Origin of the sequence: Kitasatospora sp. NPDC002965 (assembly GCF_040611255.1) — a bacterium.
GTDB lineage: Bacteria > Actinomycetota > Actinomycetes > Streptomycetales > Streptomycetaceae > Kitasatospora.
Genome location: NZ_JBEXNT010000102.1, coordinates 16,269 through 34,618, shown reverse-complemented (window position 1 = coordinate 34,618; position 18,350 = coordinate 16,269). Strand labels below are relative to the sequence as shown.

General features: G+C 72.9%; 17 protein-coding genes. 4 read left to right on the top strand and 13 right to left on the bottom strand.

Annotation, left to right across the window (positions count from 1 at the left end):
- The 7 genes from ABZY91_RS30525 to ABZY91_RS30495 all read right to left on the bottom strand — a co-directional run.
- Positions 1 to 814: hypothetical protein (locus tag ABZY91_RS30525; protein ID WP_355406044.1), on the bottom strand; the 814-nt coding region annotated here is incomplete at its 3' end.
- Positions 815 to 936: 122 nt separating this feature from the next.
- Positions 937 to 1,431, bottom strand: coding sequence for a DUF3180 domain-containing protein (locus ABZY91_RS30520; RefSeq protein WP_329883956.1), 495 nt, complete (start codon positions 1,429 to 1,431; stop codon positions 937 to 939).
- 220 nt (positions 1,432 to 1,651) lie between these two features.
- Positions 1,652 to 2,251 (bottom strand): 2-amino-4-hydroxy-6-hydroxymethyldihydropteridine diphosphokinase, encoded by a 600-nt coding sequence (gene folK / locus ABZY91_RS30515; protein WP_329883958.1) that lies wholly within the window; start codon positions 2,249 to 2,251, stop codon positions 1,652 to 1,654.
- Positions 2,252 to 2,387: 136 nt separating this feature from the next.
- Positions 2,388 to 2,747 (bottom strand): dihydroneopterin aldolase, encoded by a 360-nt coding sequence (folB, locus tag ABZY91_RS30510; protein ID WP_329949184.1) that lies wholly within the window; start codon positions 2,745 to 2,747, stop codon positions 2,388 to 2,390.
- Positions 2,748 to 2,994: 247 nt separating this feature from the next.
- The gene (locus ABZY91_RS30505) at positions 2,995 to 3,477 is read right to left on the bottom strand and encodes a nuclear transport factor 2 family protein (RefSeq protein ID WP_355406043.1); all 483 of its coding nucleotides are present in this window, start codon (positions 3,475 to 3,477) and stop codon (positions 2,995 to 2,997) included.
- 41 nt (positions 3,478 to 3,518) lie between these two features.
- A complete protein-coding gene (gene folP / locus ABZY91_RS30500) occupies positions 3,519 to 4,391 on the bottom strand; it encodes a dihydropteroate synthase (RefSeq protein WP_329883961.1) in 873 nt (290 codons plus the stop codon).
- Between the two features lie 135 nt (positions 4,392 to 4,526).
- A complete protein-coding gene (locus ABZY91_RS30495) occupies positions 4,527 to 6,365 on the bottom strand; it encodes a phosphatidylglycerol lysyltransferase domain-containing protein (RefSeq protein ID WP_329949178.1) in 1,839 nt (612 codons plus the stop codon).
- A gap of 375 nt (positions 6,366 to 6,740) precedes the next feature.
- Here ABZY91_RS30495 and ABZY91_RS30490 point away from each other — a divergent pair, with 375 nt between their 5' ends.
- Positions 6,741 to 7,892 (top strand): alpha/beta hydrolase-fold protein, encoded by a 1,152-nt coding sequence (locus ABZY91_RS30490; protein WP_355406042.1) that lies wholly within the window; start codon positions 6,741 to 6,743, stop codon positions 7,890 to 7,892.
- Between the two features lie 113 nt (positions 7,893 to 8,005).
- A complete protein-coding gene (locus tag ABZY91_RS30485; protein WP_355406041.1) occupies positions 8,006 to 8,812 on the top strand; it encodes a ferritin-like domain-containing protein in 807 nt (268 codons plus the stop codon).
- A gap of 25 nt (positions 8,813 to 8,837) precedes the next feature.
- Here ABZY91_RS30485 and folE read toward each other — a convergent pair whose 3' ends face one another.
- The 6 genes from folE to dacB form a co-directional block, all read right to left on the bottom strand.
- A complete protein-coding gene (folE, locus tag ABZY91_RS30480; RefSeq protein ID WP_329883966.1) occupies positions 8,838 to 9,443 on the bottom strand; it encodes a GTP cyclohydrolase I FolE in 606 nt (201 codons plus the stop codon).
- A gap of 112 nt (positions 9,444 to 9,555) precedes the next feature.
- Entirely contained in the window at positions 9,556 to 11,607 is a 2,052-nt protein-coding gene (gene ftsH / locus ABZY91_RS30475; RefSeq protein WP_329949176.1) for an ATP-dependent zinc metalloprotease FtsH, read from the bottom strand.
- A 229-nt stretch (positions 11,608 to 11,836) separates the two neighbouring features.
- A complete protein-coding gene (hpt, locus tag ABZY91_RS30470; RefSeq protein ID WP_030059589.1) occupies positions 11,837 to 12,391 on the bottom strand; it encodes a hypoxanthine phosphoribosyltransferase in 555 nt (184 codons plus the stop codon).
- A 71-nt stretch (positions 12,392 to 12,462) separates the two neighbouring features.
- Positions 12,463 to 13,590, bottom strand: a complete 1,128-nt coding sequence (tilS, locus tag ABZY91_RS30465) for a tRNA lysidine(34) synthetase TilS (RefSeq protein ID WP_329883970.1) — start codon at positions 13,588 to 13,590, stop codon at positions 12,463 to 12,465.
- 391 nt (positions 13,591 to 13,981) lie between these two features.
- The gene (locus ABZY91_RS30460) at positions 13,982 to 15,160 is read right to left on the bottom strand and encodes a zinc-dependent metalloprotease (protein WP_329883971.1); all 1,179 of its coding nucleotides are present in this window, start codon (positions 15,158 to 15,160) and stop codon (positions 13,982 to 13,984) included.
- A gap of 49 nt (positions 15,161 to 15,209) precedes the next feature.
- Positions 15,210 to 16,781: a D-alanyl-D-alanine carboxypeptidase/D-alanyl-D-alanine-endopeptidase gene (gene dacB, locus ABZY91_RS30455; protein ID WP_355406040.1), complete on the bottom strand. Its 1,572-nt coding sequence runs from the start codon at positions 16,779 to 16,781 to the stop codon at positions 15,210 to 15,212.
- A gap of 76 nt (positions 16,782 to 16,857) precedes the next feature.
- Here dacB and ABZY91_RS30450 point away from each other — a divergent pair, with 76 nt between their 5' ends.
- The gene (locus ABZY91_RS30450; RefSeq protein WP_148643392.1) at positions 16,858 to 17,349 is read left to right on the top strand and encodes an inorganic diphosphatase; all 492 of its coding nucleotides are present in this window, start codon (positions 16,858 to 16,860) and stop codon (positions 17,347 to 17,349) included.
- 233 nt (positions 17,350 to 17,582) lie between these two features.
- On the top strand, positions 17,583 to 18,254 hold the full coding sequence (locus ABZY91_RS30445) for a biliverdin-producing heme oxygenase (RefSeq protein ID WP_329883973.1): 672 nt from the start codon (positions 17,583 to 17,585) through the stop codon (positions 18,252 to 18,254).
- Positions 18,255 to 18,350: the final 96 nt, after the last annotated feature.

The window sequence follows — 18,350 nt, the reverse complement described above, 5'->3', positions numbered from 1 at the left end:
GCCGGACCGGCGCCGCGGGCGCCACCCGCGCCGCCGGAGCCGCGGGCGCCGCCGGGACGGCCGCCGCGGAGGGCCCCGCCTCCGCGGGAGCGGGCACCGCGGGCACCACCGGAGCCGGAACCGCCGGCGTCACCCGTGCGGGGGCCGCGGCGGGCACCGGCACCGCGGGCGCCTTCGCGGGCGTCGTCGCGGGCGTCGTCCGGGGCCGCAAGGTGACCTCCGCACCCGCCGCGCGCTCGGCCTCCCGCTGCGCCTCCCGTTCCCGCTGCGCCTGCAGCTGCGCCGCGCGCCGCTCCAGCTGCCGCAGCACGGCCCCGGCACGGACGAACGCGGCCGGACTGGCGGGGTACCTGGGCCGGCTCGCGGCGAGCGCCCGCTGGGCCGCCTCGGCCTCCTTGAGCGCCTGCTCGGCGACCGACACCGCGCGTTCCTTGAGCAGCCGGGCGATCTCCGTCTCGGCCTTCGCGAGCCGGGACTTCTCGGCGGTCAGCCGGCGGCCGAACCGGGTCGCCCGCTCCTCGGCCACCTCGGCGGCGTACTCGGCCTCGGCGAGCTGTTCCTCGAACCGCTCCTCGGCCCGCAGGCGCTGCGCGACGGAGAGTTCGGCAGCCGCCCGGGCGGCCCGGTCGCGCTGCCGCAGCAGCACCGCGATCCCGAGCGTCGCGAGCACCGCCGCGACACCCACCGAACGGACCAGGACGGTGTCCTGACTGACAAGCAGCGCGGCCAGCGCGGCGACGATGAGCACGCCGGCGGCGGTGGGGGGAAAGACCCGGCCGAGGACGGAGGAATGACGGTGGCGTCCGCGAGACATGCCAAGAAACTAGCGTGCGAATTGGGGCCGTGTCAGCCCAGGGTCCGCTTTGGCCCTTGACACCGCGCCGGCTTTACCGGACGCACCCGGGGGATCACCCGGGACCAGCGGGGAACGCCCGGTCAGCGGTGGGTGGCCGCAGGCCCGCGCCCGCCCGGGTCGTCGTGGTTCTCCGGCAGCTTGCAGACGTGCTGCAACCAGAGCGCCGCCGCGATCACCGCCACGCCGGCCAGCACCGCGAAGCCGGCGGTGATCGCCTGGTCCTTCCGGGCCGGCACGTCCAGCTCGCCGAGCAGGTGGATCCCGGCTCCCGCGTAGATGCCGGTGACCACCGCCGAGACCAGCGCGCTCGCCTGGCCCAGCACCACCGCGCGGGCCGCGCCCAACGGGTCGACCCGCTTCGCCCCGGGCTGCCGGTCGCGGGCCGCCTTCAGCCGCGAACGCAGCGACAGCGCGGTGGCGAGCAGGATCACCGCCACCGCGGCCAGCACCACCGGTGCCGCACCGGGCACGGCGGGCAGCGTGTCCAGGGAGGACCAGAGCTTGGCACCGGCCCAGGACAGCGCCGTGGTCGCGGCGGTGATGCCGACCAACAGGCGGAGGCGAAGCAGCTTCACGCGGACAGGGTCCTTTCCCGGGGCAGCGGTGACGGGAGGCCGCCCCCGGGCACGGGCACGGCGGCGCCAGGCCACCGTACCGGGCTCGGCCCGAAGGACACCCCCCGTACCAGGACGCCCACCTGTTCGGCGCCCACCTGTTCGTACGGCCGGGACCCCCGCCCGAGTTCCCCGGCCGGCGACGGCGACGCCGCAGGACCCGGGGCGGGCGGGGCGGGCGCTACTCCGGCAGGGTCAGCCCGATGTCCTCGCGCCGCCGGACGCCCTGGGCGTCCGGGCCGCCGAGCGCCGCCAGCAGGTCGGCCACCGGCCCGTGGCCGGGCACCTCGGCCTCCGGCTGGGCGTCCAGCCACGGGGCGAGCACGAAGGCCCGCTCGTGCGAGCGCGGGTGCGGCAGCAGCAGCTGCGGGTCCTCGCTGGTGACGCCCTCGTAGGCGAGGATGTCGACGTCCAGGGTGCGCGGACCCCAGTGGACGGTGCGGACCCGGCCGAAGGCGTCCTCGATCGCGTTGCCGCGCTCCAGCAGGTCCCGCGGGGGCAGCGAGGTGCGGAGCACCACCACCGCGTTGTAGTAGGCGGGCTGGTCCTCGGGGCCGCCGACGGCCGCCGTCTCGTACACGGCGGAGACGGCCTTGATCCGGAGCCCGGGGGTGTCCGCGAGGGCGTCCACGGCCCCCTGGAGGGTGTCCAGGCGGTTGCCGAGGTTGGAGCCGAGGGCGATCACGGCGCAGCGCTGGCCGTGCAGGGTGGTGTCGACCGAGTCCACCCGGCTCTCCAGGTCGAACGCGCTCGGCGCGGCGGTCGGGTCGATCGTGCTCATGCGCCCGCCCCGTTCCGCCCGGCCCGGACGGTCACCCGGACGGGCCTTTCGGTGAGTCGCTCGCTTCGGTCGCTCATCGGGACTTCCTCTACAGCTGGAACGGGCTCGGCGGCTGCCGCGGGGCGCGCGGTGGTGGTCACGCGCGGGCCCGGTGGATGGTCACGGTCACGTCGTCGAACGGCACGGTGATCGGGGCGTCCGGCTTGTGCACGGTCACCTCGACCTCCTCGACCGCCTCGTGCTTCAGGCACTGGTCGGCGATCCGCTGGGCCAGGGTCTCGATCAGGTCGACCGGCTCGCCGGCGATGATCGCGGTGACCTCCTCGGCCACGACGCCGTAGTGCGCCGTGCGGGTGAGGTCGTCGCCGGACGCGGCGGGGCGGGTGTCCAGGTACAGCACCAGGTCCACCACGAAGGTCTGGCCGTCGACGCGCTCGCGCTCGAAGACGCCGTGGTGACCCCGGGCGCGCAGGCCCCGCAGGGTGACGCGGTCCAGCAAACGAATCACTGCTCCCAGTCGGACTGGCCCCACCCCGGAAGGGTGTGGGCAGGCAGGGCGGAGACGGGCGTCGCGCCCGACACTCCGATTTCGAATCTACCCGCGCGCGCCGACAACACCTGACCGTCCTACCCGGCACGAACCGTCGCCACGCGCGCCGGAATGGCGCTTGACGTGAACGTTCGGTGACCGTCCGGGAATTCCCGGACCACCGCCGGGCGACATTTCCCGCCCGTTCCCGGAATCAGTCCTCTTCGTCCTCGTCGGCGCTGGTCAGAACGGGTGAACCGTGATGGGACCAGACTTTCCACCCGGCCGGGGTGCGGCGGAAGAGATTGGTCGAGACGACCTTTCCGCCGACCAGCGGGCCGAGCTCCCCCTCCTCCTCCGCCTCCCCGCCGGAAAGGATGTTCTCGGTGCACGTGACAAGGGCCACATCGCCGTGCACCTCGGCCTCCTCGTCCGTGAGGATGAACTGGATGTACTCGGTGTTCGCCATGATCAACATGTACGAGCGGGTCACCTGGGCCCGTCCGCGCAGCACCGGCCAGCCCGGGTGGACGCAGACCACGCCGCCCTTGTCGTCGGCCTCGTCGGCCCCGAGCCAGGCCTCCTCGACCGCCTCCAGGTCCCCGTTCTCCAGCGCCTCGTAGAGCGCCCGGTTGGCCTCCAGGGCCGCCTCCCGGTCCGCCTCGGCGGCCTGTCGGCCCGCGGTCTCCCCGCTCAACCTGCCGTCACCTGCCATGACCCTCCCGTCCTCCCTGCCGGTCACCCCTGCCGGGCCGCGCGCTGCCAGGCCGCGACCACCCGGACGGCATCCGCCGTGCCGGACACGTCGTGCACCCGCACCGCCCAGGCCCCCGCCCTGGCCGACAGCACCGACACCGCAGCGGTCGCGTCGTCGCGCTCTCGGGCCGGGCGCAGTTCCCCGGTTTCCGGGTCGGCGAGCAGCGTACCCAGGAACCGCTTGCGCGATGCGGCGACCAGGACGGGCCGGCCGAGCGCGGTGAGCGCGTCGAGCCGGCCGAGCAGCTGCCAGTTGTGCTCGGCGGTCTTGGCGAAGCCGAGGCCCGGGTCGAGGATCAGCTGCTCCTCCTTGGCGCCGGCGGCCAGCAGCGCCTCCATCCGGCCGGTGAGCTCGGCGACCACGTCGGTGACGACGTCGTCGTAGACCGCCAGCCGGTCCATGGCCGCGGACTGCCCGCGCCAGTGCATCACCACGAAGGGTGCGCCGGTCTCGGCCACGACCCGGGCCATCGCCGGGTCGGCCAGCCCGCCGGAGACGTCGTTGATGATCACCGCGCCGGCCGCCACGGCCTGCTCGGCGACGGAGGCGCGCATGGTGTCGACGGAGACCGGCACCCCCGCGTCGGCCAGCTCCCGCACCACCGGCAGGACCCGGTTCAGCTCCTCCTCCTCGGGCACCCGCTGCGAGCCGGGGCGGGTGGACTCGCCGCCGACGTCGACCAGGTCCGCGCCGCGGGCGCGGAGCGCGAGCCCGTGGGCGACGGCCCGGGCCGGGTCGTGCCACAGACCGCCGTCCGAGAAGGAGTCGGGGGTCACGTTGACCACGCCCATGACGGCGCAGCGGTCGAGCCGCGGCAGTCCGGCCGGCAGGGAGAAGGGCACCGAATTGCTCATAACCCCATTATCTGGCCGACGCCATCCGGTCACGCGGCAGCCCACCCCGGACGCCGGTCCGGGGTGGGCCGGACAAGCCGCCGGCCCCCGCCGAGGACACGCCTCGACGGGGGCCGGCGGACCGGTCGGCGCGGCTCAGGCGGCCTCGCCGACCTCCGGCCGGGCGTCGGCCGGCATCAGGCCCTGGCGCTGCCGCTTGCGGCCGATCCGGGGCATGCCGAGCGTGATGAAGGCCTCCGCCTGCATCGCGGCGAAGCCGATCCGGGGCAGGTCGCGGGTGTTGGGGAAGACCAGGAACCGGGGCTCCCACTCCGGCTGGAACTTGGCGTTGAACTTGTACAGCGACTCGATCTGGAACCAGCGCGAGAGGAAGACCAGCAGCCCCCGCCAGGCCCGCAGCACCGGTCCGGCGCCGATCCGCTCACCGCGGGCGAGCGCCGAGCGGAACATCGCGAAGTTCAGCGAGACCCGCCGGACCCCCATCGCCGGCACCGCCTGCAGCGCCGCGACGATCAGCAGCTCGTTCAGGCCGGGGTCGGCGGCCCGGTCACGGCGCATCAGCTCCAGCGAGATGCCGTCCGTCCCCCAGGGGACGAAGTGCAGCACGGCCTTGAGGTCGTCGCCGGTCTCGCCCTCCTCCGGGGCCTTGTGGGCGGTGACCACCACGCAGGCGTCGTCACCCGGGTCCCCGAACCGGCCGAGGGCCATCGAGAAGCCGCGCTCGGTGTCGGTGCCGCGCCAGCGGGCCGCGGCGTCGGCGATCCGGTACTTCTCCTCCGGGGTCAGGTCGGAGACCCGGCGCACCTGGCAGGAGTAGCCGTTGCGCTCGATCCGCTTGACCATCTGGCGCACGTTGCGCATCGCCCGCCCGGAGAGCGAGAAGGTGGCCGTGTCGACGATCGCCTCGTCCCCCAGCTCCAGCGCGTCCAGGCCCGCCTCCCGGGTCCAGACCTCGCCGCCGACCTCGCTGCAGCCCATCACGGCCGGCACCCAGGCGTGCTCGCGGGCCTCGGCCATGAAGACCTTGATCGCGCCGGGCCAGGCCTCGACGTCGCCGACCGGGTCACCGGAGGCGAGCATCACCCCGGAGACCACCCGGTAGGAGATCGCCGCCTTGCCGCTGGGCGAGAACAGCACGCTCTTGTCGCGGCGCAGCGCGAAGTAGCCGAGCGAGTCCCGCTCGCCGTGGCGCTCCAGCAGCCCACGGACCTTCTCCTCGTCCTCGGCCGTCAGCTCCGGCTTGGGCTTCTCCGGGCGCAGCGCCAGGTACGCGGTGGTGAAGGCGGTGATCAGGCCCATCCCGCCGAGCAGGTAGGCGACCAGGTCGGAGACCCGGTCCGAGGTGTAGTGGACCTGTCCCTCGAAGCCGAACAGTCCGTAGACGACGTGCTCCAGCCGCTCGTACAGGCCGGCGTGGCCGAGCTCGTACCCGGTCCGGGTGGAGACGACCAGCAGGCCGAGCAGCACGCTGACGGCGCCCATCACGACCAGGTTGACCACCGCCCGCCAGCGCGTGCGGGGGTCCGCCTTGGCGTAGAACTCGCGCCGGTGGACCAGCACGACCACGAACAGCACCAGCGAGATGACCGCCGGGCCCAGCTGGTGCCAGCGCAGCAGGTGCAGCGCGGCGCCGATCGGCAGCAGGACGCAGACCGCCCGCCAGGCACGCCGCTTGCGCCGGCGCAGCGCGTGCGCGAGCAGCACCAGCAGCAGGCCGACCATCAGGGTGCCGGCGGCGGCCAGGGTGGTGGTGCCGCCGGGCAGCTGCCCGGCGAAGGTGTGCACCTTGGTGTGCCGGAGCTTGGGGAACACCGCGCTCGCGACGTCCACCAGCCCGATCAGCAGACAGGCGTAGCCGACCGCACCGGGCAGCCAGGCCCGCGGTACGGCGGCGGCTTGGGTACGAAGCGTCTGCAGGCCGCGACGGCGGGGCGGCTGCTCGGGGCTCGGCTCAACGGACACGGGAACGCTCATGGAGGTTCAGCGTAGAGGCTTCGGAGCGGTGTCCTGTCACTCCGGGGGAGGAGCCGTGATGGACCTTCATGCGATTTCCTTCATCAGGCAAGACGCACACCAAGGAACCGGAAACGAAGGGTAAGCCGAAGCCCTGGGGGCACTGCGATTGAGCCGAGGGGTGGGTGCCGGAGCCCCTCGCCGCGTGGCGCGACGGGCCCCCGCGTACGCGGTACGTACGGTGGACGCCGCATTCTAGGGCGTCGGTTGCGCACTGCGACCGGCGGCCTCCCGGGCCCTCCCGACGTCCGGACAGCCTAGCCGCGCTGGCCCCGGCTGACGCACCGCCAGACGATGAACCCTGCACCGACAGTGTCCCACCGGAAGGCCCACGGCATGGAACTGACCAGCGACGCGCTGATGAACTCGCTCCTCGCCCTGGGCTCGGCGGCGCTCGTCGCCACCCTCTGGATCTGGCCCAGGCTGGCGCGCCAGCGCCCGCTGCCGGTGCTCGGCCGGGTCGGACTGATGACGGTCACTCAGGTGTCGGTCCTCGCCGTGATGGCGCTCGCCGTCAACAACTCCTTCGGCTTCTACACCACATGGAACGACCTGCTCAGCTCCGGCGGCACCAAGCTCGCCCTGACCAGCAACGAGAACCACAAGGGCGGAGCGGCCCCCGACGCACTGCTCCAGCCGACCAACGAGGGCGGCATGGAGACCGTCGGCGACCTGCCGAAGGGGCCGCCCGAGGAGGTCGGCAGGGTCGAGTCGGTCCGGATCACCGGGAAGGAGACCGGCCTGTCCGACCAGATGTTCGTCTACCTGCCGCCCGAGTACTTCGACCCGAAGTTCGCCCTGGTCCGCTTCCCGGTGCTGCTGGCCATCGCCGGCTACCCCGGCACGACGCTCAATCTGATGAAGGACCTGCCGGTCGTCCAGACCGCCGCCGAGCTCCAGCGCACCGGCAGGATGCAGCCGACCATCGTGGTGCTGTCCCGTCCGACCGTCTCCGCGTCGCGCAACACCGAGTGCGTGGACGTCCCCGGCGGGCCGCTCGCCGAGTCCTGGTTCACCAGGGACGTCCCGGAGGCGCTCCGCTCCGCGTACCGGACCAGCCGCTCGGCCGCCGCCTGGGGCACCTTCGGCTACTCGACCGGCGGCAGCTGCGCGTTCCGGCTGGCGATGCGGTTCCCGAACGTCTTCGGCGCGGCCGGCGGCCTGCACGGCGACTTCAAGGTCGTGGAGGACCAGTTCACCGGCGGCAGCCTGTTCGGCGGCGACGCGGCGCTGGCCGAGCAGAGCGACCTCGCGTGGCGGCTGCAGAACCTGCCCGTCCCGGCCCTGTCGATGCTGGTCGTCTCCACCCGCAAGGAGGCCGACTACCCGCGGACCGTCCAGTTCGTCGACCTGGCCCAGCAGGTCGCCGCCGCCAACCCCCAGTTCACGGTGGAGTCGCTCTACCTGGACGACGGCGGTCACAACTTCGAGAGCTGGGTGCGCGAGCTGCCCGCCTCGCTGGAGTGGATGGGCCACCACCTCGGCTAGGGCAGCCGGGTGACTACCGGCCGGTCGGGCGGACCGCCCGGCGCCCCGGGGGAACGCATCGAGACCGCCCGGCCGAACGGCCGGCACCGTCCCGGATCCGGGCAGGAGGCCCCATGCTCAGCACCCGATCACTCTTCGACGAGATCTACCGGAACGACGAGGCCTATCAGCTGTTCTGCAGCATCGCAGCCGGCGGCGAGGACCAGGGCGGCTGGGAGAACGAACGGATCACCGTCCTCACCCTCGACCCGGTGCTCGCCCCGAAGATCGCCCGGCACGGCGCCGACGAGCGCAAGCACGGCCGGATCTTCACCCAGCTGCTGAACAAGCGCGGCCTGCCCAGGATCGACGTCCCCGCCGAGGCCGACTACTGCATGCTGCTGGAGCGCCAGGGCGTCGGCCTCGCCCACGAGCGGCTCACCGGCGACGTCCCGCTGACCGAGCGCGAGATCATCACCTACCTGGCGCACAGCCGGGTCACCGAGCAGCGCGCGGCCGAGCAGATGCGCCAGCTGGTGAAGGCCTACGGGGACAACCCCGACGTCGGCCGGGCGATGCGGATGATCTCGGCCGACGAGGACAACCACCTCGCCTACTGCCACGAGGAGCTGCTCCGGCTGGTCTCCGAGGGCCACGGCCCGTACGTCCGGCACGTCCTGGAGACCTGCGCCCGCGGCGAGATCCGCACCCACCGGGACGTCGGGCTCGCGGTGACGTCCCGGATGGCGCGGATCCTGCGCTGGCCGCTCTGGCAGCGGGCCGCGGTCACCGCGGGCGTCCACGCGCTCTACCTGTACGACCGGGCGTACGGCTGGCGGCGGATGGTGCGGCTGCGGATGCCCGCGCGCCGCAACGCGCTGGGCATGCCCGCTCCGCCGCACGCGGTGTCCGACGCCCAGGAGGCGCAGGAGGCGATCTGACCGGCGGCCCGCGGCGCCGACCCGGTCAGCGCCCGATGATGAGGCTCATCGCCTCGGCCCGGGTGGCCGGGTCGCGCAGCTGGCCGCGCACGCAGGACGTGATGGTCTTCGCCCCGGGCTTGCGGATGCCCCGCATCGACATGCACATGTGCTCGCACTCGACCACGACGATCGCGCCGCGCGGCTCCAGGATCCGCATCAGCGCGTCGGCGACCTGGCTGGTGAGACGCTCCTGGACCTGCGGCCGGCGGGCGTAGACGTCGACCAGCCGGGCCAGCTTGGACAGGCCGGTGATCTTGCCGCTCGTGGACGGGATGTACCCGACGTGCGCGACCCCCCGGAACGGGACCAGGTGGTGCTCGCAGACGGACGTCAGCTCGATGTCCTTGACCAGCACCATCTCGTCGTGGCCGAGGTCGAAGGTGGTGGTGAGGACCTCCTCGGGCTCCTGCCAGAGACCCGCGAATATCTCCTTGTACGCCCGTGCCACCCGCGCGGGCGTCTCCAGCAGCCCCTCGCGGTCCGGGTCCTCCCCCACGGCCAGCAGCAGCTCGCGGATCGCGTTCTCGGCCCGCTTCTGGTCGAAGGTGCCGACGGCGGGCGGACCGTCGAGCGTCACCGGGTCGATCATGCGGGCCTCGCTTCTCGTGGGACTGACTTGGCTGAACAGCACGGATGCCGCGCCTCCAGGGTACAAACCCTGGTGACGCGGCATCCATTCCGGCGGGTGCCCGTGCTGCCGGTCAGCCCTCGGCGGGCGGTTCGGGCTGCAGCGGCGGGACCTTCGCCACGTCGGCCGGGGCGGCCTCGACGGCGGCGGCGCCGTAGGTGAGCGCCAGCTCCTTCGGGGACTGCACCGGCGGGCGGGTCGACGGGGTCCGACGGGCGGACCCGGTCCAGGCCGGACGAGCCGGGCGCTTCACGATGTGCGTGAAGATCTCGGCGATCTGCTCCTTGTTGAGGGTCTCCTTCTCCAGGAGCTCCAGGACCAGGTTGTCGAGCACGTCGCGGTTCTCGACCAGGATCTCCCAGGCCTCGTTGTGCGCGTTCTCGATGAGCTTCTTGACCTCTTCGTCGACCAGCCCGGCGACCTCTTCCGAGTAGTCGCGCTGGTGACCCATCTCACGGCCCAGGAACGGCTCCGAGTTGTCGCTGCCGAACTTGATGGCACCGAGGCGCTCGGTCATGCCGTACTGGGTGACCATGGCCCGCGCGGTGGCGGTGGCCTTCTCGATGTCGTTCGAGGCACCGGTGGTCGGGTCGTGGAAGACCAGCTCCTCCGCCGCACGCCCGCCCAGCATGTACGCCAGCTGGTCGAGCATCTCGTTGCGGGTGGTGGAGTACTTGTCCTCGTCCGGCAGCACCATGGTGTAGCCGAGGGCCCGGCCGCGGGACAGGATGGTGATCTTGTGCACCGGGTCCGCGTTCGGAGAGGCCGCCGCCACCAGGGCGTGGCCGCCCTCGTGGTACGCGGTGATCTTCTTCTCCTTCTCGGACATGATCCGCGTGCGCTTCTGCGGACCCGCCACGACGCGGTCGATCGCCTCGTCCAGGGTGTTGTTGTCGATCAGCTTCTTGTCCGAGCGGGCGGTCAGCAGCGCCGCCTCGTTCAGGACGTTCGACAGATCGGCACCGGTGAAGCCGGGGGTGCGCTTGGCGACGGCCGAGAGGTCGACGTCGGGCGCGATCGGCTTGCCCTTCTGGTGCACCTTGAGGATGTCCAGACGGCCCTGGAGGTCGGGACGCTCGACCGAGATCTGACGGTCGAAGCGGCCCGGGCGCAGCAGCGCCGGGTCCAGGATGTCCGGGCGGTTGGTGGCCGCGATGAGGATCACGCCGCCCTTGACGTCGAAGCCGTCCATCTCGACCAGCAGCTGGTTGAGGGTCTGCTCGCGCTCGTCGTGACCGCCGCCGAGACCCGCACCGCGGTGCCGGCCGACTGCGTCGATCTCGTCGACGAAGACGATCGCCGGGGCGTTCGCCTTGGCCTGCTCGAAGAGGTCGCGGACGCGGCTGGCGCCGACACCCACGAACATCTCGACGAAGTCCGAACCCGAGATCGAGTAGAACGGCACCCCGGCCTCGCCCGCGACGGCACGCGCCAGCAGGGTCTTGCCGGTTCCGGGCGGGCCGTAGAGCAGCACACCCTTGGGGATCTTGGCGCCGACGGCCTGGAACTTGGCCGGCTCCTGCAGGAACTCCTTGATCTCGTGGAGCTCCTCGACCGCCTCGTCCGCGCCTGCGACGTCGGAGAAGGTGGTCTTCGGGGTGTCCTTGGTCAGCAGCTTGGCCTTGGACTTGCCGAACTGCATGACGCGGGAGCCGCCGCCCTGCATCTGGTTCATCAGGAACAGGAAGACCAGAACGATGATCACAATGGGCAGCATCGACAGCAGCAGGCTGACGAGGGTGCTCTGCTTCTCCGGGCTGACGGTGTAGCCCTCGGAGAGCGTGCTCTGGTCGTTGTCGTTGATCTGGGCCTGCAGCTTGTCGGCGATCGCAACGCCCTGGTCCCCGATGTAGGAGGCCTGGAACTTGCTGCCGGACTGCGGCTTGCCGGTGCCCACTGCGGGCAGCTTGGCACCGTCCTTCAGCTGGATCTTGATTGTGCTCGAGTCACCCGTGGTGATCTGCGCCGACTTGACCTGCTTCGCGTCGATCGCTGCGACGACCTGCCCGGTGTCCACCGTCTTGTAGCCGTTCGAATCCGAAACGACCTGCATCAGCACGATGACGGCGAGGACGGCCAGCACGATCCACATGATCGGCGCACGGAAGTATCGCTTGACGTCCATCCATGCGGGGCGTTGCCGCCCCGTCCCTCCTGCCACTCAACGGCGCCGCGGGGCTGTGGGCCGCCGGCGCATCCGGTCTGTGCTCATGTGAAGAGCGGTTTTATTGGACCGTACCGCAGTACGACCCGCTCATGGCGGGAGCACAGCGACACGACAGTGTTTCTCTGTTCCCCCGACCCAACGGGCAGGAACGGCCAACCGTTCCCGCCCGTCGTCCGAACGGGGTCAATCAGCCGCCGTAGACGTGCGGGGCGAGCGTGCCGATGAACGGCAGGTTGCGCAGCTTCTCGGCGTAGTCGAGGCCGTAGCCGACCACGAACTCGTTGGGGATGTCGAACCCGACGTACTTGACGTCGATCTCGACCTTGGCGGCGTCCGGCTTGCGCAGCAGCGTGCAGACCTCCAGCGAGGCCGGACCGCGCGAGCCCAGGTTGCCGAGCAGCCAGGAGAGGGTCAGTCCGGAATCGATGATGTCCTCGACGATCAGCACGTCACGGCCGGCGATGTCGGTGTCGAGGTCCTTGAGGATACGCACCACGCCGGAGGACTTGGTGCCCATCCCGTAGGAGGAGACCGCCATCCAGTCCATCGTGACCTGCGAGTGCAGGGCCCGGGCGAGGTCGGCCATGACCATCACGGCACCCTTGAGGACGCCGACGATCAGCAGGTCCTTGCCTGCGTAGTCGCGGTCGATGCGCTCGGCCAGCTCCAGGAGCTTCGCGTCGATCTCGTCCTTGCTGATGAGCACCTTCGCGAGGTCAGCGCCCATGTCGTTCTGGTCCACCGGGGATACGTCCTCAAACGTGTCGGGGTCTGGATGGCCGGCGGCCGGCTTCCCCGGGGCACACCAGCCCGTCAGTCGCCCTGTCGCCGAAAGACCAGCGTGCCACACCGCCGGGTGGCTTCGACGCCCCCGGGTAGGTGCAGCGGCCCCTGGCCGCGCCATCCGGTGACCAGCAGGTCGATCGTTTCGAGGTGCCGGGCGAAGAGGTCCCCGGCCGGGCAGCCCGCGCGCAGCGCGGCCCGGCGCAGCACCCGGCGGCGCACGGCGGAGGGCAGTTCGGCCAGCTTCACGGCGTCCAGGGTGCCTTCGCCCGTCCGGAGGTCGCGTTCGGCCAGGGAGGCCCACTGGTCCAGCGCGTCGGCGTCGTCGCGGAACAGCCGGGCGGTACGGGCGAGCGCCTCGACCACGCCGCCGCCCAGGTGCTTCTCCAGCACCGGCAGCACCTCGTGGCGGACCCGCGAGCGGGTGAAGGCCGGATCGCAGTTGTGCGGGTCGTCCCAGACCGGGATGGACTGCGCGGAGCAGGCCTGCCGGGTGGCGGCCCGGTCCAGTTCCAGCAGCGGGCGGCGGTAGCGGCCCTTCTGGGCCGGCATCCCGGCCAGCGAGCGGGAGCCGGAGCCGCGGGCCAGGCCCAGCAGGACCGTCTCGGCCTGGTCGTCGCGGGTGTGGCCGAGCAGGACGGCGACCGCGCGGTGGCGCTCGGCGGCCTCGTCCAGGGCGGCGTACCGGGCGTCGCGGGCGGCGGCCTCGGGGCCGCCCTCGCGGCCGACCTGGACCGGGATCGCCTCGACCGGGTCGAGCCCGAGCTCGCGGAGCCGGTCGGCGACCTGGGCGGCCCGGTCGGCGGATCCCGCCTGGAGGCCGTGGTCGACGGTGACGGCGCCGACCCGCAGACCGATCTTGGGGGCCTCGAAGGCGGCCGCGATGGCCAGGGCCATGGAGTCCGCGCCGCCGCTGACGGCGACCAGGACCAGCGGGGAGCCCGGCGCGGCGGGGGTGCGCGGCAGCCCGGACGGGTGGCGGTGGGCGTTGCCGATCAACGTGGTGCCGACGGCGGCGACGGCCAGCGGCACGCCGCCGGTGCGTTCACGCGGCTCGCGGACCGGGGCGGTGAAGGTGGAGCCGGCCTCGGCGGCGAGGTCGGCGAGGGTACGGCGTACGGCCAGGCGTATCGCTGCGACGGCGGGGTGAGGGCCCACGGCGGACGACTCCTCGGCAGAGGGGGACAGGACGGCTGTGGGCGCGGCGGGGACCGCGCATCCATGCGCACCGCGTTACCGGGCGCTCACAGATGGTGGCAGAAAGGAGGCACCCGCTACGCCACCCGCGCCACCGGTACGACCACCGTCCCACGTTCGGGTGAATGGAGAAACGTATCTTCACCCGCCATCTGCACGACTGGACCACTCGTACGAACGGGTTTGACCGCGCGCGACCACCCTTCGGACCGAACGCCCCGCCGAGACGGTCGTCCGCCCCCCGCTCCCGGCCCGTCCCCGGCGGCCGAAGGTCCGCGCCGGCCCGCCGAGGACGACGCCCTCCGGCCCGACGGCGGGCACGGAGGGCGGACGGACGGCGGGACGGAAGGGGCTACCGCGCGACCCGGGCGACCCAGGCGGCCGGGTCGTGGATCTCCTCCTTGGTCGGCAGGGTGTTCGGCGAGGTCCAGACCCGGTTGAAGCCGTCCATCCCGACCTGGTCGACCACGCCCCGGACGAAGACCGCGCCGTCCTGGTACTGGCGGAGCTTGGCGTCCATGCCGAGCAGCCGGCGCAGCACCAGGTCGAGCCGGTTGGCGCCGCGGTCCCGCCGCTGCTGGAACTTCTCCCGGATCTCCGCCACGCTCGGCACCACGGCCGGGCCGACGCCGTCCATCACCACGTCGGCGTGGCCCTCCAGCAGCGACATCACGGCTGTCAGCCGGGCGAGGATCTCGCGCTGCGCCGGCGACTGGACGATCTCCAGCAGTCCGGCGGACGGGGCGCTCTCGGCACGGCCGCCGAGTCCGGGCAGGCCGCCGCCGAGCGTGCCGGCCGCGTCGCGCAGCCGGTCCAGCAGCGCCCCCGGGTCGACGTCGGTCTCGGACAGGAACGACTGCACCTCGGACTGGATGTGGTCGCGCAGCCAGGGCACCGCGGTGAACTGGGTGCGGTGGGTCTCCTCGTGCAGGCAGACCCAGAGCCGGAAGTCGGCCGGGTCGACGTCCAGCTCGCGCTCGACGTGCACGATGTTCGGCGCCACCAGCAGCAGCCGGCCCGGGCCTGCGGTCTCGGGGCCGAGCCGCGGCTTGTCGAACAGGGCCGCCGGGCTGTCCGGCGTCTCCAGCGAGGACTCGGCCGGGGCGAAGGTCTCGTACTGGCCGAGCACCTTGGTGGACAGGAAGGCCAGCAGGGCGCCGACCTCGATCCCGGTGGCCTTCTCCCCCACCGTGCCGAAGACCCCGGGGCCGGAGCCGTTGGCCCGGCGCGCCTGGAGCTTCTCCACCAGCGGCTGCACGATCGTGCGGAACCCCGCCACGTTGGCCCGCACCCAGCCGGGGCGGTCCACGATCAGCACCGGGGTCGCGACCGCCTCGGCCAGGCTGCTGGACCGCATGCCGGTGAACTCCCGGACGTGTTCCTCGGCCTCCAGGGCGTGCCGGCGCAGTTCGGCGACCACCGCGGCCGCCTCGGCCCGGCTCACCTCCGGCCCCGGCCGTACCAGCCTGGTCGCGGTTGCGACCGCGAGATTCCAGTCGACCATGTCAGCACCGCCGCTCGCGCTCGTCATGCCCTCACCGTACGTGCTCTCGTCCGCCGGGGGGAGCCACAGTGGCCGGTCAGTGGCAGCCGCAGGCCGCCAGCCGGGCGACGATGCGGTCCATCGCGGCGCGGGCCGCGTCGACGGGGGCCCCGGTCCGGGTCATCACGGCGAAGGAGAGCAGCCGGCCCTCGGCGTCCACCACGGTGCCCGCCAGGGTGTTGACGCCGCTGAGGCTGCCGGTCTTGGCGCGGACCAGCCCGGCCGCGTCGGCGGCGCCGGATCCGGCGCCGAACCGCTTGCCGAGGGTGCCGGTGAAGCCCGCGATCGGCAGACCGGTCATCACCGGTCGCAGCGCCGGGTGCTGGTCGGCGCCCGCCAGCGCGAGCAGCCTGACCAGGACGACCGGCGGGATCGCGTTGCCGGTGTGGAGGCCGCTGCCGTCGTTGATCACCACCCCGGTCATCGGCACGCCGAGCCGGGCGAGTTCCTGGGTGACCGCGGTGGCGGCACCCTCGAAACCGGCCGGCTGGCGGGCGGCGAGCGCGGCCTGACGGGCGATCGCCTCGGCGAGGGTGTTGTCGGAGGTGGTCAGCATCCGTTCGACCAGCCGGGCCATGGTCGGCGAGTCCACCCGGCCGAGCACCGCGGCGTCGGCCGCGGCCGGGGCGGACGCCTGCTTGGCCTTGCCCTGGACGGTGATGCCCTGGGCCTTCAGCAGGCCGGCGAACGCCTCGGCGGCCTGGCCGGCCGGGTCGGCGAACCGGGCGGGGGCGTCCTCGCGGCTCTTCGGGTCGACCTTGCCCTCGTCCACCATCAGGGAGGTGACCAGCGCGATGTTCTCCCCGTCGTGGTTCTTGTGCTGCGGGTTGCCCGAGTAGAGCGAGAGGTCGTAGTCCAGCGAGACGGTGGTGGTGCCGGCCGCCTTCAGGGCGGTGGCGGTCTGCCGGGCCAGCGCGTCCAGCGACGCCGGGGCGGTGTCGGGGTCGGCGGGCAGGCCGGCGATCTGCACCTGGTCGGCGGGCAGCGCGGTCAGCGTGGGGTCGCCACCACCCACGAGGGTGATCCCGCCGGGGGCCGCGCCCTTGACGACCCGGGTGGTCAGCCGGGTCTCCGCCGGGATCAGCGAGAGGGCCGCGACCGAGGTGGCCAGCTTGGTGGTGGAGGCGGGCGTGGCCGGGGTGTTCTCCCCGCTGCCGTACAGGAGCCGGCCGTCGGCGGCGTCCGCGACGGCGAGGCTGACGGTGCCGAGGTTCCGGTCGCCGAGCACGGGGGCGAGGGCCTGTTGGAGTCCCTGTGCGGTGGGCAGTCCGGCGCCCGGGCCGGCCTCGGCGGCGGCCAGCACCGTGCCGGCGGCGGGTGCGGGGCGGGCGGCGGAGCCGGGGGACGCCGAGGCGGACGCCGCCCCGGGCGTGCCGGTCGCGGGCGTGCCGGTCGCGGGGGTGCCGGTCGCCGGCGTACCCGGCCCGGGCGTGCCGGTGCCGGGCGGTGCGGTGGACCCGCCGGGCGTGGGCGTCGCCCCGGGTGTCGCGGAAGGCTGCGCGTACGCACCACCCGACGTCAGCACCGTCCCCGCGACCAGCAGTGCCGTCCCGAACAGCCCCGCGGCCGTCCCCCGACGGCGGCCCCCCGCCCCAGCCCCTGCGCGCACGACCCGGCCCCTTTCCTGAGCATCCACTCCCGTAGGAGACACTTGGATTCTGTCAGTCCCTACCTTGGAGGAACCGTTGGAGTTCGACGTCCTGATCGAGATCCCGAAGGGCTCCCGCAACAAGTACGAGGTCGACCATGAGACCGGTCGCCTTCGCCTGGACCGGATGCTCTTCACCTCGACCCGCTACCCGGCCGACTACGGCTACGTCGAGGGCACCCTCGCGGACGACGGCGACCCGCTGGACGCGCTGGTCATCCTGGAGGAGCCGACCTTCCCCGGCTGCCTGATCAAGTGCCGCGTCATCGGCATGTTCAAGATGACGGACGAGGCCGGCGGCGACGACAAGCTGCTGTGCGTCCCGGCGACGGACCCGCGCTGGGAGCACCTCCAGGACATCCACCACGTCTCGGAGTTCGACCGCCTGGAGATCCAGCACTTCTTCGAGGTCTACAAGGACCTGGAGCCGGGCAAGTCGGTCGAGGGTGCCAACTGGGTCGGCCGCGCCGAGGCCGAGGCCGAGGTCACCGCGTCGATCAAGCGTCTGGCGGAGCAGGGCGGCCACTGAGTCGTCGTACCGAGCTCGTCCGCCCGGCGGTCCGTCCGCCGGAGCGGCTCGGGGCAGGTCGCGGCAGTCGAAGGCCGGGGTTCGCGGGGTTGTCCCGCGGGTCCCGGCCTTCGCCGTTCTCCGGGACTCCCGGGGGGGGGGTACGAATCTTCCCGACACCCTGTCGGCATGACGAAAGATTAGGCTAGGCTAACCAAAGCAATCGGGGGTGTACTCGATACCTGGAGGCCCGCATGCCCATACCCGAGCAGCCCGTCCCGTTCTCCACCGTGCTGCGCACCGCGAGCAGCGCGGAACACGAGGCCGCGGAACAGTCCTCGTTCATGAGCCGGCTCCTCGGCGGGCACCTCGGGGTCGACGCCTACGCCGACCTCACCGGCCAGCTCTGGTACGTCTACCGCGCCCTGGAGGGCCGGGCCGCCGAGCTGGCGGAGCACCCGGTGGCCGGGCCGTTCATCGACCGGGCCCTGATGCGGACCGCCGCCATCGAGCGCGACCTGGCGCACCTGCTCGGGCCCGGATGGCGCGACGCGCTGTCGCCGCTGCCCGCCACCGCCGCGTACGCGGCCCGCGTGGAGGAGCTGGCCGAGCAGTGGCCGGCCGGGTACGTCGCGCACCACTACACCCGCTACCTGGGCGACCTGTCGGGCGGCCAGATCATCCGCGGCATCGCGGAGAAGACCTGGGGCTTCGACCGCAAGGGTGACGGCGTGCGGTTCTACGTCTTCGAGGAGGTCGGCAACCCGGCCGCCTTCAAGCGCGACTACCGGGCCAAGCTGGACGCCGCGGGGCTGGCGCTGGACGAGATCGAGCGCCGCCGGGTGGTCGAGGAGTGCAAGCAGGCCTTCCAGCTCAACGGCGCGATCTTCCGGGACCTCGACACGCGGTACCCGCTGAGCGCCTGAACGACCCCGTACGGCGACGGCCCCGGCGAGCAGTTGCTCGCCGGGGCCGTTCCCGTGGGGCCGCCGGCTCGGGGCCGTCGAGCCGGCGGCCGGTCC

What these genes read in the sequence shown, in the direction of transcription:
- folK (WP_329883958.1), bottom strand. Translation starts at nt 2,251, where the DNA reads ATGAGCACGATCGACCCGACCGCCGCGCCGAGCGCGTTCGACCTGGAG.
- folP (WP_329883961.1), bottom strand. Translation starts at nt 4,391, where the DNA reads ATGAGCAATTCGGTGCCCTTCTCCCTGCCGGCCGGACTGCCGCGGCTC.
- ABZY91_RS30495 (WP_329949178.1), bottom strand. Translation starts at nt 6,365, where the DNA reads ATGAGCGTTCCCGTGTCCGTTGAGCCGAGCCCCGAGCAGCCGCCCCGC.
- ABZY91_RS30490 (WP_355406042.1), top strand. Translation starts at nt 6,741, where the DNA reads ATGGAACTGACCAGCGACGCGCTGATGAACTCGCTCCTCGCCCTGGGC.
- ABZY91_RS30485 (WP_355406041.1), top strand. Translation starts at nt 8,006, where the DNA reads ATGCTCAGCACCCGATCACTCTTCGACGAGATCTACCGGAACGACGAG.
- folE (WP_329883966.1), bottom strand. Translation starts at nt 9,443, where the DNA reads ATGATCGACCCGGTGACGCTCGACGGTCCGCCCGCCGTCGGCACCTTC.
- ftsH (WP_329949176.1), bottom strand. Translation starts at nt 11,607, where the DNA reads ATGGACGTCAAGCGATACTTCCGTGCGCCGATCATGTGGATCGTGCTG.
- ABZY91_RS30460 (WP_329883971.1), bottom strand. Translation starts at nt 15,160, where the DNA reads ATGACGAGCGCGAGCGGCGGTGCTGACATGGTCGACTGGAATCTCGCG.
- ABZY91_RS30445 (WP_329883973.1), top strand. Translation starts at nt 17,583, where the DNA reads ATGCCCATACCCGAGCAGCCCGTCCCGTTCTCCACCGTGCTGCGCACC.